Origin of the sequence: Streptomyces sp. PT12, assembly GCF_003311645.1 — a bacterium.
GTDB lineage: Bacteria > Actinomycetota > Actinomycetes > Streptomycetales > Streptomycetaceae > Streptomyces.
This window is the reverse complement of sequence record NZ_QEST01000243.1, coordinates 32775-47376: the sequence shown is the minus strand read 5'-3', so window position 1 is coordinate 47376 and position 14602 is coordinate 32775. Positions and strand designations below refer to the sequence as shown.

Annotated in this window: 11 protein-coding genes and 2 pseudogenes; 5 read left to right on the top strand and 8 right to left on the bottom strand. The window is 73.7% G+C overall.

What is annotated here, in order from left to right; all coding sequences use genetic code 11:
* The 3 genes from solA to DEH69_RS26730 all read right to left on the bottom strand — a co-directional run bounded on the left by solA (position 1) and on the right by DEH69_RS26730 (position 3230).
* Entirely contained in the window at positions 1–1128 is a 1128-nt protein-coding gene (gene solA / locus DEH69_RS26740) for an N-methyl-L-tryptophan oxidase (protein WP_113689556.1), read from the bottom strand.
* Positions 1125–2375, bottom strand: coding sequence for an aminotransferase class V-fold PLP-dependent enzyme (locus tag DEH69_RS26735; protein ID WP_113689555.1), 1251 nt, complete (start codon positions 2373–2375; stop codon positions 1125–1127). Before DEH69_RS26735 ends, solA begins: the two co-directional genes overlap by 4 nt.
* A 111-nt stretch (positions 2376–2486) precedes the next feature.
* Positions 2487–3230: a GntR family transcriptional regulator gene (locus DEH69_RS26730; protein WP_113689554.1), complete on the bottom strand. Its 744-nt coding sequence runs from the start codon at positions 3228–3230 to the stop codon at positions 2487–2489.
* A 281-nt stretch (positions 3231–3511) separates the two neighbouring features.
* Between DEH69_RS26730 and DEH69_RS31810 the strand changes: the two genes are divergently transcribed.
* On the top strand, positions 3512–3835 hold the full coding sequence (locus tag DEH69_RS31810; protein WP_181727618.1) for a hypothetical protein: 324 nt from the start codon (positions 3512–3514) through the stop codon (positions 3833–3835).
* A 13-nt stretch (positions 3836–3848) separates the two neighbouring features.
* On the opposite strand, the pseudogene DEH69_RS26720 reads toward DEH69_RS31810, so the two are convergent.
* A pseudogene (locus DEH69_RS26720) lies at positions 3849–4788 on the bottom strand (RNA-guided endonuclease InsQ/TnpB family protein).
* Between the two features lie 180 nt (positions 4789–4968).
* Positions 4969–5616: a cysteine hydrolase family protein gene (locus DEH69_RS26715; protein ID WP_113689552.1), complete on the bottom strand. Its 648-nt coding sequence runs from the start codon at positions 5614–5616 to the stop codon at positions 4969–4971.
* 183 nt (positions 5617–5799) lie between these two features.
* Here DEH69_RS26715 and DEH69_RS26710 point away from each other — a divergent pair, with 183 nt between their 5' ends.
* Complete coding sequence (locus tag DEH69_RS26710) at positions 5800–6528, top strand: TetR/AcrR family transcriptional regulator (protein WP_113689551.1); 729 nt, start codon at positions 5800–5802, stop codon at positions 6526–6528.
* A 102-nt stretch (positions 6529–6630) separates the two neighbouring features.
* Here the strand turns inward: DEH69_RS26710 and DEH69_RS33720 are convergent.
* A pseudogene (locus DEH69_RS33720) lies at positions 6631–7002 on the bottom strand (hypothetical protein); the annotation flags it as partial.
* Between DEH69_RS33720 and DEH69_RS26700 the strand changes: the two are divergent.
* Both DEH69_RS26700 and DEH69_RS26695 read left to right on the top strand, forming a co-directional pair.
* A complete protein-coding gene (locus DEH69_RS26700) occupies positions 7001–7222 on the top strand; it encodes a hypothetical protein (protein WP_113689550.1) in 222 nt (73 codons plus the stop codon). The pseudogene DEH69_RS33720 and the gene DEH69_RS26700 overlap by 2 nt on opposite strands.
* Positions 7223–7460: 238 nt before the next feature.
* Positions 7461–9149 (top strand): hypothetical protein, encoded by a 1689-nt coding sequence (locus tag DEH69_RS26695; RefSeq protein ID WP_258534983.1) that lies wholly within the window; start codon positions 7461–7463, stop codon positions 9147–9149.
* 33 nt (positions 9150–9182) lie between these two features.
* Here DEH69_RS26695 and DEH69_RS26690 read toward each other — a convergent pair whose 3' ends face one another.
* Positions 9183–11369 carry a hypothetical protein gene (locus tag DEH69_RS26690; protein ID WP_258534982.1) on the bottom strand — a complete coding sequence of 729 codons (2187 nt, stop codon included), beginning with the start codon at positions 11367–11369 and terminating at the stop codon, positions 9183–9185.
* 535 nt (positions 11370–11904) lie between these two features.
* On the opposite strand from DEH69_RS26690, the gene DEH69_RS26685 reads away from it, so the two are divergent.
* Positions 11905–13575, top strand: a complete 1671-nt coding sequence (locus DEH69_RS26685; RefSeq protein WP_258534981.1) for a carbohydrate-binding module family 20 domain-containing protein — start codon at positions 11905–11907, stop codon at positions 13573–13575.
* Between the two features lie 7 nt (positions 13576–13582).
* On the opposite strand, the gene DEH69_RS26680 is transcribed toward DEH69_RS26685, so the two are convergent.
* The gene (locus tag DEH69_RS26680) at positions 13583–14599 is read right to left on the bottom strand and encodes a YcaO-like family protein (protein ID WP_181727617.1); all 1017 of its coding nucleotides are present in this window, start codon (positions 14597–14599) and stop codon (positions 13583–13585) included.
* Positions 14600–14602: the final 3 nt, after the last annotated feature.

Sequence of the window (14602 nt, the reverse complement as noted above, 5' to 3'; positions counted from 1 at the left end):
TCAGAACCCCCGCCTGGCCGTCGAGACGAAGTCGAGGTCGGGGCGCGGAACGCCGTCGCACAGGTCGGCGGCCGCGTCGCCGAGGGCGGGCCCGAACTTGAAGCCGTGCCCCGAGCAGGCCGCCACGACCACGACCTCGGGGGCGTCGGCGAGCGGGCCGATGACGAAACGCCGGTCCTCCGTCATCGTGTAAAGGCACGCGGCGGCCTCGACGGGCGTCGTGTCGAGCCCCGGCACACAGGAGGCCAGGAGCTCGCGCAGCTCCGCGACCTCCCGCCGGCTCGGCGGGGCCTGTGGCTCCTCGGGGTCCCAGCGCGGGCCCGCGTCGACGCCGATCTTCACGCCGTTTCCCCCGGCGTCGGGGATGCCGAAGACCAGTCCTTCGGGGCGGTCGACGGAGAAGGCGCCCAGGCGCGGCGGCATGCCGACGGGCTGGCCCGCCCGAACGGTCACCGTGAGGATGCGCCAGACCTCGAACAGGGGCGCGAGCGACGGCACGAGCGCGCCCGACCAGGACCCGGCCGCGATCACCAGGCGGGCCGCCGTCAGCACACCGTCGTCGGTCGCGACGCGGACGCCCGCCCCCGTGGGCTCCCAGCCGCGCACCCGCGCGCCGTGCCGCAGCTGCGCGCCATGGGCGAGCGCGGCACGGCGCAGCGCCGCCAGCGCGCCCGCGGCCTCGATGACTCCGGCGGCGGGGTCGTGGACCGCCCCGTATCCCTCGGGCACGGCGAGCCCGGGCATGCGGCGGGCCAGCTCGGCCGGGTCGTCGACGGTCTCGCAGCCAGGACCCTGGAGCCGTGACGTGCCGCGGTGCGCGTAGAGCCCGCCCGTGCGGCGCACGAGCCGCTGGCCCGACTCCGCCTCGAGGGCGGCCCAGGCCGCGAACGCGCGCTCGACGAGGCCGTTCCACGCGGGGTGGGGGTAGGCGCGGCGGATCATGCGGGTCCTGCCGTGCGATGACCCCCTGGCGTGTCCGGGGAGGAAGCGTTCGAGCGCGATTACGCGCCGCCCGCGGCGCGCCAGGCTCGCGGCCGCGGCGCTGCCGTGCACGCCGAGCCCGATGACGACGACATCCGCGTCGTTCGCGCTGTTCGTGTCGTTCGTGTCGTTCGCGCGCCGGGTCATCCGTTCGCCTCCCCGCCGCGTCCCGCGGCGACCGCGCGGACGGCGTCGACGAGCGCGCCGATGTCGGCCTCGTCGTTGTAGACGTGGACCGACGCCCTGACGACCGAGGGCAGCGCCCGCGCGCCGAGGTCCCACTGGCCGTGGGTGGCTGGCACCGAGACGACGCGGACGTTCCTCGCGGCGAGCGCGTCGACCACGGCGGGGCTCTCCACGCCGTCGACGACGAACGTCACGATCGCGGACACGGGGCCCTCCGGGTCGGCGATCCGCACGCCGGGGAGGTCCGCGAGCGCGGAGCGCAGCAGCGCGGCGCGTGCGCGCAGCCATCGCTCGGTGCGCCGCGGCGAGCGGGCGATGGCCTCGCGCAGCGCGGCCCCCAGGCCGAGCCGCGCGGCCACCGCGCTCTCCCACGACTCGAACCGCCGTGCGTTCCGGCTGAGTTCCCAGCCGGAGGCCGACACCCAACGGGCCCCGCGCACATCGGGGGCGGTCGGCGTCAGCCGCTCGAACAGCGGCTCGCCGACATAGGCGAAGCCGGTGCCGCGCGGGCCGCGCAGGAACTTGCGGCCCGTCGTGACGAGCGCGTCGCAGCCGATGGCCCCCACGTCGACGTTCAGGTGCCCCACGGACTGCGTCGCGTCCAGGATGTAGGTGGCCCGGTGGCGCCTGGCGATCGCGCCGATGCCCTCCACGGGCTCGACGAGCCCGGAGGACGTGGGGATGTGCGAGACCGTGAGGATCGAGGGCCGCCCGTCCGCGAGCAGGGCGTCGAGCGCGTCGAGGTCGACCCTCCGGCGGCCGTCGACGGGCGCGACGACCAGCTCGACGCCGCGCTCCCCCGCCATCGCCATGAGGTGCAGCGCGTGGCTGACATAGGTCGTGCTCGACGCGATGACGCGCTCGCCGCGCCCTGGCCTGAGCGCGTCGACGAGCACGCGCAGGCCCGTGGACGCGCTGTCGAACAGGGCGATCTCGTGCGCCCTGGCGCCGATGAGCTCGGCGGCCGCCGCGTACACGTCCTCGGTCCGCTCGCGGGCCGCCGCCGCGGCCTCGTAGCCGCCGTGCCGCTCCTCAAGACGCAGATGGTCGACGACGGCGGCCATGACGCCGTGTGAGGGCAACGCGGAGCCCGCGGCGTTGAAATGGTGCGACAGACCCGCGCCGACGGTGCGCGCGCGCTCGGCGGCGACGTCGGTCTCCGCCCCCGTGCCGGAGGAGGTGACAGGTGCCGCCTCGATCGAATCCATCACGCATCACCCTTCCGTGGGGATCCAAAACTAACACGAGTGGATCCAACACGGCCACGGAAGCGTGCGCGGAACGCCTCGGGGCGGGTGAGACGCCAAACGGCGGGCGTTCTAGGCCGCCGGGACTCCGCCCCGGCCGCGGAAGACCGTCGACGAGCGCTTCTCGTACCACTCGGCCAGCTGCTCGCCCGCCTTCACGACGTGCTCACGCATGTGGGCCGCCGCGGCCTCGGCGTCCCCCGCGGCGAGGGCGGCCACGATGCGCTCGTGCTCGCGGAAGTTCTCGTCGCGATGGCGCGTGTCGTTGACGATGAGCTGGGCCGAGACATTGCGGGGAAACGTCTCGTTGACGTCGTTGACCACCTTGGCGAGACGGGCGTTGCCCGAGATCTCGGCGATCAGGGTGTGGAAGCGGTCGTTGTCCCGCTGGCTGACCGGCAGACCGGCCGGTTCGCCCCTGCTCTCCGCGACGGAGTGGTCGTACATCTCCTGGTTGACGCGGCGCAGCTCCTCCATCTGCTCGCCGGTGATCCGGCTGACCGCCCGCGCGGCGGCGAGCGCCTCGAGCTCCGCGCGCACCTCGTAGGCTTCGCGCACCTCCCAGGGCGCGGGGACCCGCACGACCGCGCCGCGATTGGGCAGCACCTCGATGAGGCCGCCGCTCTGCAACTGGCGCAACGCCTCGCGCACCGGCGTTCTGCTGACGCCAAAGTCGGCGGCGAGCTCCGCCTGGCGCAGCTGGGCGCCGATGGCGATCTCGCCGGACATGATCCGACCGCGGATGCGGCCTGCGAGGTCGTCGACGAGCGCGTGACCGTTCTTGGCCTCGGCATTCAGGCCAGCGGTGTCGGACATCCGCGGACTCGCTCCCTTCAACTCACCTGGAATCCACCTGGAACGGACGGGGACGCAGGGGCGCACGGCGGCGGCTCCGTGAGCGCGGAGTCTCCTCGCGCCCGTGCGATCGCCAGGAAAGCCTAGCGAATCCGAAACGAGGGGTCCTGGATCCAGCCACCGGGGGGCGGGGCGGGCGGCGGCCGAAACGGCCGTTTAACGCCCGGCTCACGCCCCCGAGACGCGGGCGGCGCCCAATTCTGTCGATCGACCGAAAGAAATATCCTCCGCGGGAGATGACCATGGCCGCACCCGCTTCACGACCTGACCCCGCCGCCCCACCGGCGCCTACCACGGCCCCCACGCCCACCACGGCCACGACCCGGGCCGCCCGCGCACACGCCCGCGCGCAGGGGGGCGCCCGCGTCACCGACATGCCGACGGTGCCCGCGACCGACCACCCGAGCCCGCGGCCCGGCGTGCCCTCCAGCCTTCTGACCTGGGCCGAGACCATCGGCGGCGGCAACTACAGCCACCGGGTCCTGGCCCGTGGCACCGCCGTCGAGCTGACCGACACCGAGGGCGACGCCTGCGCCCATGTGCCAGCAACGTCAACTGGTTCTTGACTTCCTGCCCCGTCTAAAGGTGGGGGGTTCCAGCGGTCGCCCGCTGGCGTTCCTGCTTCACCGACGACTGCCCTGTCCGGGAGGACTCCCGTTGAGGTCTTACACCGTCTCCACAGGCTGCTGCCGCCAGCCCGGCGGCCAGGATGGCGCGTGCCGCGTTCACATCACGGTCATGCACCGCGCCGCACTCGCACGTCCACGTCCGGACGTTCAGCGGCATCTCCGCCGCGACCCTGCCGCAGGCCCCGCACAGCTTCGAGCTGGGGAACCACCGGTCGATCACCACGAGGTCACACCCGCGCACGCCAGCCGCGCACGGTCACGCCCCTCATGCCGGGGATTGGCGATCTTCTCCCCGGTGGACAGGGTCACCAGGGACGTGATGCCCACGTCGACACCGACCGCCGCACCCGTGGCGGGGCCCTCGGTGATGGTGTCCTGGCACAGCAGGGAAACGAACCAGCGGCCCGCCGCGTCACGGGAGACGGTCACCGTGGACGGCTCCACTCCCTGAGGCAGCGGACGCGACCAGCGGATATCCAAAGGCCCGCTCATCTTCGCCAGCGTCAGCCGCCCATCACGCCAGGTGAAGGCGCTCCGGGTGTACTCGGCCGACGCCCTCGACCTCTTCAGCGACTTGTAACGGGGGTACCTGGCCCGCTTGGCAAAGAAGTTCCCGAACGCGGCTTGAAGGTGGCGCAGCGCCTGCTGGAGCGGAACGCAGGACACCTCGCCCAGGAAGGCGAGCTCCCCGGTCTTCTTCCATTCCGTGAGCGCGGCGGACGACTGCGCGTAGGAGATCCGGCGCTGCTCGCCGTACCAGGCCCGGGTGCGCTCCTCAAGCGCCTTGTTGTACACCAGACGGACACAGCCGAACGTCCGCGACAGCTCAGCCGCCTGCCCGTCCGTGGGGTAGAAGCGGTACTGAACGCCCGCTTGACCTGCCGCGCCACACCTCACAACCCATCAGCTCCCGCGTGAATGGCAGGCGTCGGCCGGTGCGCGGCGCACACCGCTCCGCCCCGACGGCCAACCGGCCCTCCCCGCCCCGCTCCACCGGAGCCTCGTCCCCTCCCCGGCCCGAAAACCGGGGCATCCACGAAGGAAAGCTCTGATGACGCCCTGAGGGCCGCTCAGGTGGCGCGCGCGGCGAGGTGGGTGCGATCGGCGACGGCCACCTCGGGGTTGGCGGGCGCGGTGGCCAACCAGCCGAGCACATCGGCCTGTTCGACGAGCGCGTCCCGTTGCAGATAGCGGATCGCCCGCAGGGCGGCGTCGTGGGCCTGGCTGGTGGACCCCGCGACGCAGTCGGTGACCACCCTGACCCGGTAGTCGTGCTGGTGGGCGTCGACGGCGGTGTAGTGCACGCACACGTCCGTCAGGCCGCCGATGAGGATCACCGTCCCCGCCTTGTACGCCTTGAGCACGATCTCCAACTCGGTGCCGAAGAAGGCCGAGTAGCGGCGCTTGCGGATCAGGAACTCGTCGGGCCTCGGCCTCAGCCCCGGCGCGAGCTCCGTCTCGGGGCGGCCCTCGACGCAGTGCGGCCCCTCGGAGCCGTCAAGCTCGCGCCCTATGTCGATGAGGTTGGGCTTGTGCACCTCCTGGATCCACACCACGGGGATGCCACGCTCCCGCGCGCGGTCGACGAGGTGGCGCTGCCGCGGGGCGCGTTCGCCACGGCCCGGCATGTGCGGGATCCCGGTGCCGGGCTCGGGCCTTTCCACCCCGCCGCCCTGGATGTCCACGACGATCAGCACGGCGTTGCCGACGACGTTCATGAGCAGGGATCCCCTCGCTCGGCTTGCTGATTTCTGTCAACGACAGAAACCTAACCCGGGGAAGCCGGGCGGAGCATGACCGGGGCGTAAATTCTGTCAACGACAGAAACCCGGGCGGCCTCTGGTACGGTGACCGCGCCGACGCGGTGCCCGCGCGCCGTCGGCGACCCGGAGGGAGGGACCATGCCGCATGCCGAGCACGCCAAGGGCGCGCGCCGCGGCCCCGGACGCCCGCGCGCCGCCCCCAAGCGGCACAACGGCCTCAGCACGCGCGACGAGATCCTCGCGGCGGCGTCCGCGCTGTTCGCCGCGCGGGGGTACGAGGCGACGAGCACGCGGCAGATCGCCGACGCGGCGGGCGTCAGACAGGCCACGCTGTACTACCACTTCACCGACAAGCAGGCGATCCTCATGTCCCTGCTGTCCAGCACCGTCACGCCCGCGCTCGCCCTCGCCCGGTGGCTTGACGCGGCGGACCTCACGCCCGAGGTCCGGATGTGCGCGCTCGTCCGCTACGACGTGCACACCCTGCTGCGGGACCGGCTCAACCTCCATGTCATCTACCACTTGCCCGGGCTGGTGTCCCACGACTTCGAGCCCACCCGCGCGGCCCAGGCCAGCCTGCGCGACACCTATCGCCGATTCGGCCGCGCGGTGCTCGACGCCATGCACAGGCCCGACCGCGCCGACCTGCTGGCCCGCGACCTCGACCTCGTCTTCGCCCTGGTGGAGGCGGCCGTGCCACAGCGCCAGTGGGGCGGCGACGAGAGCCGGTCCGCCTATGCCGCGTCGGTGGTGCGCGGCTCCCTGCGGCTCCTGGGGATCGAGGAGGCCCGCATCCCCGGGATCATCGCGTCCGCCGCCGAAGCGCTCGACGCCTACCCCGGCGCGCCGGGGCCGAAGGCGCCGTAGGCGGACCGGTCGGCGATGCCGCGGGCCCTTAAGCCCTCGCTTCCAGACGTCGAAGAGGCTGGCCCGGTCGGTGTAGGCGCCTGCCAGGCACGAGACGATCACGATCGGGGCCAGCAGGCCGTAGGGGATGCGGGCGATGCGCACCCAGATGCCGACCAGCGGGAGGTTGAGGATCAGCGGATGACGTTGGCGACGAAGAAGCTGGCGATGATCGCGGCCGTGCCGCGCCGCAGCTCGTCGCGGTCGGGGAGGATCCGGCCTGTGGGCCGCGTGGCCAGCCGCGGGGTGCCGCCGCGCAGCGCGCTCAGGACCGCGCTCCGCCACGACGACCGTCCTGCCGGGGCCCGCCTCGGCGGCCACGGCCGCGCCCCTCACGATGAACGGGCGCGACGCCCGCCCGAGGCGCCGGGAGGGCGGCGCCTTCCCCACATCGCCCGCGCGGTGCACAGCCTCCGCGCGCTGACGGGGGGTCATGCGGGGCCCGGGGAACGAGGGACCTCTGGCCGAGCGGCGCGTGCCGCGCATCCGCCGCATGGGCGCGAACAAGCCCTGGGACGCGGTCGTCTCGGCCATCGAGATCGCGCCGTGGGGCAGGGCCGGTGCCAGCAGCACGCCCGCGGGCAGCGCCTCGGTCGCAAAGGTGACGAACGCGGCGGTGGTCAACGCCAACAGCGGGCGCAGCGGTAGCCGTTGACCGGTGACGCGGGCATCGGCCAGGGGTGGGAAAGGGCAGTCGCCCTTCATGCGCCTATCGTGAAATCATCACACCGATGTGCGGGTCAAGCGGACCTTTCCCCCGCGCGGCTCCACGGTGCGGCGCGCCAGGCTCTACGGTGTAACGGGGCGACCGCGGCGTTCTCCCCGCGTCCGACGGAAGGGCGACCGAGACGGATGATCGAGGCAGTTGTCCGGGGAGAGACCTGTGGTGTCGCGTGAACGGTAGCGGCCCTCCCGCGGACATCACCGCGGCGCGGTGGAAGACGTTCGCCACCGAGCGCGCCGTCCTCGCGGTGGCGAGGACGGTGACGTCGACCGCGCGCCTCCTCGAAGTCCTCCCCGGCGTCTTCGGAGGGGATCCACGCGTCGAGGTGACCTTCGGCCAGGACCGCTCGTCGGCGTTCCACGCGGGGGTCGGCGACCTCCTGCGGGCGAGCGGGGTGCGCGTCATCCCCTGGGAGAACGCCACCGACCAGCCGTCCGACCTGGTCATCACCGCGAGCGAGAACGCCCGCTTCGACCACGTCGACGCCCCCGTTTTGATCCTGCCGCACGGCATCGGGTTCCAGAAGCTCGTCCCGGACGCCCGGGGCCCCGAGCGGCGGCTCTCCGGCGTGGTGCCGCCCTCGCTCCTGGCGCCCGAGCGCTCCTGGTACGCCGTGTCCCACCCCGCCCAGACCGAACAACTCGCCAGCGTCCGGCCTGACTTGGCCGACCGGACGGTGGTGGTCGGCGACCCGTGCCACGACCGGCTGCTGGCCAGCCTGCCGCTGCGCGACCGTTACCGGCGCGCCCTCGGGCTCCCCGAGGGGCGCGTTCCCCGGCTGGTCCTGCTGGCGTCGACCTGGGGCGGGGAGTCGCTGATCGGCAGCGCCCCGGAGCTTCCCCGCCGCCTGCTGGCCGAGCTGCCGCTCGACGAGTACCGGGTGGCCGCGACGCTGCACCCGAACGTGTGGTTCGGCCACAGCCCGTGGCAGCTGCGCACGATCCAGCGGGACGCCCTGGACGCGGGGCTCATCCTGATCCCGCCGTTCGCCGGGTGGCAGGCGGCCCTGGCCGCGGCCGACGTGGTGGTGGGCGACCACGGCTCGCTCTCGCTCTACGCGGCGGCGGCGGGAAAGCCGCTGCTGCTGGCCGCGTTCGGCCGGGAGTCGGTGCCGGGAACGGCGATGGCCGCGCTCGGCAGGGCCGCGCCACCGCTCGATCCCGGCAAGGGGATGCGCGAGCAGATCGAGGAGGCGTCTCAGCGGCATCGGCTCCAACAGTACGAGGATGTCGTCCGGGGGGCGTTCCACGAGCCGGGCCGCTCGCTGCCCCGCCTGCGCTCGGCCGTCTACGACCTGCTCGAACTCGCCGAGCCGCCGCTGCCGGTGGCGGCCGCGCGCCCGTTTCCCGCTCCCGAGCCCGAGCGCTCGGAGAGCATCGCCGAGGTGGTCGTCACCCGGCTCGCGCGGGAGGAGGGCGCCTGGGTCGTCGACGTGCGCCGCCACCCGGTGGCCTCACGGCCCGAACGCCCCGATTCCGCGCGGTGCTTCAGCCATCTGGCGAGCGAGGCGACGGGCCCCGAACGGTCCTGGGCGGAGAGCGCGTCCGTGCTCACCGTCGACGCGGCGCACCGTTCGCCCGACGAGGCCGAGCGGCGGATCGGGGACGTGCTGCGGCGCCACCCGTTCTGCCGCGTCGCGGCCGTGGCCCTCGCGGACGGCGTGCTGCTCGGCTGGCCCGACGGGCAGCGGGTCTTGGCGGACATGGCGGGCGTGACGGGCGCCCTGGCGCAGCCGCGGCTGGTCGCGGCGATCGGGTACGCCTGCCTTCGCGCGGGCATCCCGGCCGATGGCGTCTTCGTGCTGCGGGTCGGGGAGCGTTCGGCCGAGGTGACCCTGCGCCCCTGGCCCGCGCGCTGAGGGGCGCGGGGCCCGGGCGCGTCGGGCGAACGCTCAGCCGCCGCCCTCGCCGAGCAGCGCGTCGAGGCGCGCCCGCAGGGCCGCGGCCTCGGGGCCGCCACCGGCCTCGGTGATCTCAAGGGCGCGGCGAAGGTGCGCGCGGAGCGCGGCGGTGTCGCCCTCCGCCTCGGCGATCTCGGCGAGGGCCCGGCGCGCGGGCAGCTCGTAGTGCGGGGCCTCCACGGCCTCGAGGTCATCGGCGCCTTGGACGAGCGCGGCCCTGGCCTGGGCCGTCCGCCCCTCGGCCCGGTGGGCCATGCCCATGGCCACCCGCACCCGCCCGCCCATCCGCCGGTCGCCCGCGCCGGTCTCCTCGTCCACGAGCAGGCGCAGCGCCGAGGCCAGGGTGGACAGCGCGTCGCCTGGGCGGCCGTCGGCGGTCTCGGCGCAGCCGGTGAAGAAGAGGGCGATCGCCACGCCGCGCCGGGAACCGGCCCGCTCGCTCAGCTCGGCGCACTGCCGGAAGAGCGCGATGGCCCGCGCCGGGTCGTCGGCCTCCCACAGCCGCCCATGGAACTCCCGCACGGACGCCCGGAGCAGCAGGTTGTCCGTGGTGTCGGCCTCCGCGACGGCGGTCTCCAACTCGGCCCGCGCGCGGGCCACTTCGCCGAGGTCGAGCAGGGGCCGCGACAGCAGGGACCGCAGCCGGGCACGGGCCGCCGCGTTGCCCCCTTCCCCGTCGCGCGACGCGGCAACGATTCCCAGCTCGGCCGACTCGATCCAGTCGCGGACATGACGGTGGTGCAGGTAGAGGGCGCTGAGGGCCTCGGCCATCCGCCATGCCTCGGCGAAGAACCCCCGCGCCACCGCCGCGCGCAGCACGGCGAGCGCGTTGGCGCGCTCCGCGCTCAGCCAAGCGAGGGCTTCCCGCTTGCCTTTCGCGCCGCCGAACGGGTCGTCGGCGCCGCTCGGCAGGTCGTCGTGCGGGGAGATCCGCAGCCTGTCCCCCATCAGCGCCCGGTCCGCGCACGCGGTCCATCGCGCATAACGCCGCGTCACGCGCAGCGCCAGGGCCTCCTGCTCGGCCTCCGGGTCCTGGGCGGCGAGGCGCGCGGCGTGCAGCCGCACCAGCGCGTGGAAGCGGTAACGGCCCGGGGTGTCGTCGGCGGTCAGCAGGCTGCTGTCGTGGAGCGCGCGCAGCAGCTTCCGCGCGGTGGCCCTGGGCACCTCGGCGACGACGGCGGCGAGATCGGCGTCGAAGACGTCGCCAGGGAACAGCGCGAGCCGCCGGTAGAGCAGCTGGGACTCCTGGGCTAATGCCTGGTAAGCGAGCGTCAGAGCGGCGGCCACGCTCCGAGTCTGCCCCGCGAAGAACCCGTCAAGCCGGGCGCGTTCGTCCTCGAGGTCGCTCACCAGGTCCGAGAGCGACTGGTCCGTGTGGAGCGCCAGCTGACCCGCGACGACCCCGAGCGCCAGGGGCAGCCCGCCGCACCAGGAGATCAGCAGCTCCGCCGCCTCGCGCTCCGCGGCGATGGCCTCCTCGCCGCAGCGGGCGGTCAGCAGGCCGAGGGCGTCGGGCGCGTCCAGCGGATCCACAGGAAGGGAGTGGGCGCCGTCGATGACGACCAGCTCGGCGAGCCTGCCGTCGCTCACGGCGACGACCACGCTGCCCTCGGCCTTGGGGATGAACGGCCTGACCTCGGCGGGCTCCGTCGCCTCCTCCACGACGACCAGGACGCTCTGCCCTTCGGTGCGGGTGCGGAAGTCGTTGACCAGGTCGGGCAGCTCGGCGGGCAGGAACCCCTCGTCGACCCCGAGGGAGCGCAGGCACCCGCGCAGGGCGCCCGAGACATCCACGCGCCCCGCCGTGTCCCGCCAGCGGCTCAGGTCCACATAGAGCTGCCCCCCGGCGAACCGGCCCTCGGCCTCCTCCGCCATGCGGCGCGCGAGCTCGCTCTTGCCGACGCCGTGCATCCCGCTGAGCACCGCCACGGCGGGGCGCGTGGCCGTCCCGTCCAGCCAACGCCGCCACTCGTCCAGCGCCCCCGAGCGGTTCACCCACCACCGGGTGCTGGGAGGCACCTGCGCGGGACGCCTGAGCGGCGGGCGGGTCACCGTCGTGACGACATCGCCGTGCACGACGCCCACCTGGGTCAGCGCCCCCGTGTGAACGCCCGACGCCTCGTTGCGGACGTCCCGCGCCCGCGGCTCCCCGGCACCGCCCCCGGACTCGCTGCCCATCGCCACCCCCGTCACCCACGACCGGCGCCACTGCCGCTCTCGCTTCAGGAACTCCTCTGTAGGTTATGCCTCCTCACTCCGCTCGGGGGCAAGGGCCCTTCGGGACGGGCACCGCTCGGGTGGGCGGCGGGCGTCAAGGGTGGCGGGCGTCAAGGGTGGCGGGCGTCAAGGGTGGCGGGCGTCAAGGGTGGCGGAACCGTTTCACGCGGTCGTGGGAAGCACCCGGGCGGCAAGTTCTTGCAGGAGCCCTTTCGGGCTTTCGACCACGAGGACCACGGGTTCTGCGCGAAGCCTTGACCGACACCCGGGCCGGTTCTACGGTCCCCCATGAAATCACTTGCTGCAAGAACCGCCCTGGTTCTGCGGCACCACAGGCACGGCGCGTTGCCCTGGTATCGGTGTGACACTCCCTCTCCCCCTGGAGGCGTACGTGCGCAGCAGTCCCCGTAGACCCTCACACGCGAGAAGAACATGGAGCGCGGGCCGCCGAGGCAACGGCATCCGCAGGATCGGTCACGCGCTCCTCGCGGGCCTGGTGGCCGTCGCCGGATCCGTTGTCGCCCTGACGACGGCCGCTCCCGCCCAGGCCGCCCCGCCCGGCGGCAAGGACGTCACCGCCGTCCTGTTCAACTGGACGTTCGACTCGATCGCCCGCGAGTGCACCGAGCGCCTCGGCCCCGCGGGCTACGGCCAGGTGCAGGTCTCGCCGCCGCAGGAGCAGATCCAGGGCGGCCAGTGGTGGACGGCCTACCAGCCGGTCAGCTACCAGATCAACAGCCGCCTGGGCAACCGCGCCCAGTTCCAGAGCATGGTCAGCACGTGCCGGGACGCGGGCGTCGGCGTCATCGTGGACGCGGTCGTCAACCACATGTCCGCGGGCTCGGGCACCGGCACGGGCGGCTCCTCCTACACCAAGTACGACTACCCGGCCGCGCCCTACAGCGACGGGGACTTCAACAGCTGCCGCCGCGAGATCGGGAACAACTACGGCGACCGGTACAACGTGCAGAACTGCGAGCTGGTGGGCCTCGCGGACCTCAACACCGGCAAGGACTACGTCCGCCAGCGCATCGCCGACTATCTCAACGACCTGCTGTCGATGGGCGTGGCGGGCTTCCGCATCGACGCGGTCAAGCACATCCCGGCCGCCGACCTCGCCGACATCCGCTCGCGGCTTTCCGACCCGGGCGTCTACTGGAAGCAGGAGGTGATCTACGGCGCGGGCGAGGCGGTCATGCCCGACGAGTACCGCGGCACGGGCGACGTGCAGGAGTTCCGCTACGGCCGCGACCTCAAGCGCGTCTTCGAGAGCGAGAACCTGGCCTATCTGCGCAACTTCGGCGAGGGCTGGGGCTATATGCCGAGCGACGGCACGGCCGTCTTCGTCGACAACCACGACACCGAGCGCAACGGCTCCACCCTCACCTACAAGAGCGGCGCCGACTACACCCTGGCCCATGTCTTCATGCTGGCCTGGCCCTATGGCTCCCCCGATGTCCACTCGGGCTACGAGTTCACCGACCATGACGCGGGCCCGCCCAACAACGGCCAGGTGAACGCCTGTTGGCAGGACGGCTGGAAGTGCCAGCACGCCTGGCCCGAGATCGAGTCCATGGTCGCCTTCCGCAACGCCACCCGGGGCCAGCCCGTCACCGACTGGTGGGACAACGGAGGCGACGCCATCGCGTTCGGCCGCGGCGGCCAGGGCTTTGTCGCCATCAACCACGAGAGCGCCCCGCTGACCCGAACGTTCCAGACCTCGCTCGCCGCTGGCACCTACTGCGACGTGCAGGGCGACCGGGCGGTCACGGTCGACGGCTCGGGCCGGTTCACGGCCACCCTCGGCACCGACACGGCGCTCGCCCTGCACACCGGAGCCCGCGCCTGCGACGGCGGCGGCGACCCCGTCCCGCAGTCCGGAGCGGCGTTCCAGGTCAACGCGACCACCCAGCCGGGCGAGCACATCTACGCCACGGGCAACCTGCCGCAGCTCGGCGACTGGAACCCCGAGCGGGCGGTCCGCCTCGACGCCGCCGCCTACCCGGTGTGGCGCGCGGCCGTCTCCCTTCCGGCCGGCACCACGTTCCAGTACAAGTACATCCGCAGAGCCGAAGGGGCCACCGGCGTCACCTGGGAGAGCGGCGGGAACCGGACCGCCACCGTGCCACCGGGCGGGGTCGTCACCCTGAACGACACCTGGCGCTGAGGCGCCCTCAGGGGAACGGATGCGGGTGGGGGTTGATCTCGGCGTCGGTCAGCGGGCGCTCGCGCAGGCCCAGCAGGTGGGGCACCCGGTGCAGCCTGGGCAGCCCGGTCACCCGGCGGTTGCGGTGGCCGAACGTCATCGGGAGCGTCCCGGAGATCAGCACCTTGACGCAGCGCAGCCCGCCCGCCCTGTGCTCGGCGGCCGTCTGGTCGACGACGAGGCCGACGATGACGACGAGGCCGACGAGGCCGCTCGCGGCGTATCGGGCCACCGCCTCGTGGACGTTGTCCCGCAGGTCGTCGGCGGCGAAGCCGCCCCGCTCCCGGCGGCCGACGTCGGCGACCCGGCGGCTCGGCGCGGCTCCCGTGAGGAAGCCGAGCCGGGCCGCCGCCTCGGGCGCGGCGTGCAGGAGCACGCGGCCGGTCAGCATCCGCACCTCGAACGGGTCCGCCAGCATGCGGCGGACCCGTTCCGCCGCCCCTGGCTCGGCCCAGCGGCGGCGGACGTGCGGGACGCCGGGGCCGACCTCGTACAGGGCGCTGCGCAGGGCCGTCTCCGGGTCGGGGTGGGCCGCCGCCGCGCACGGCAGCGCGGGCTCGCCGTCCCCGGCGCGCTCGGGCGCCAGGGCGAGCGCGAGGACGGCGGGGATGCCCTGCTCCATCGTCATGTCGAAGGCCCGCGGCCGGTAGCCCTTCTCCGCCGTGATCGCCGCGGCCAGCAGCCCGACGCGGCGGTCGGCGGCCGTGGACAGGTCGGTCTCGGGCACCGGAAGCCGCCCGTACCAGGTGAGCAGGAACGCGTCACGCTCGGCGACCTCGAGCAGGCCGTGCGGGATCGCCTCCTCCACGCTGCCGCCGAGCGCGCAGCCACTCGATGTCTCGTAGGCGACGCCGTGCCCCGTGACGGGGTGGTGCCCCGTGCCGTAGAACGCCATCGCCTCGGGGACCAGGATCAGCTCGCCGCGGCCGAACGACCTGCCCCACACCCAGCGTTGCGGCTCGTCGGGCACGGCGGTCGCGATCATGCC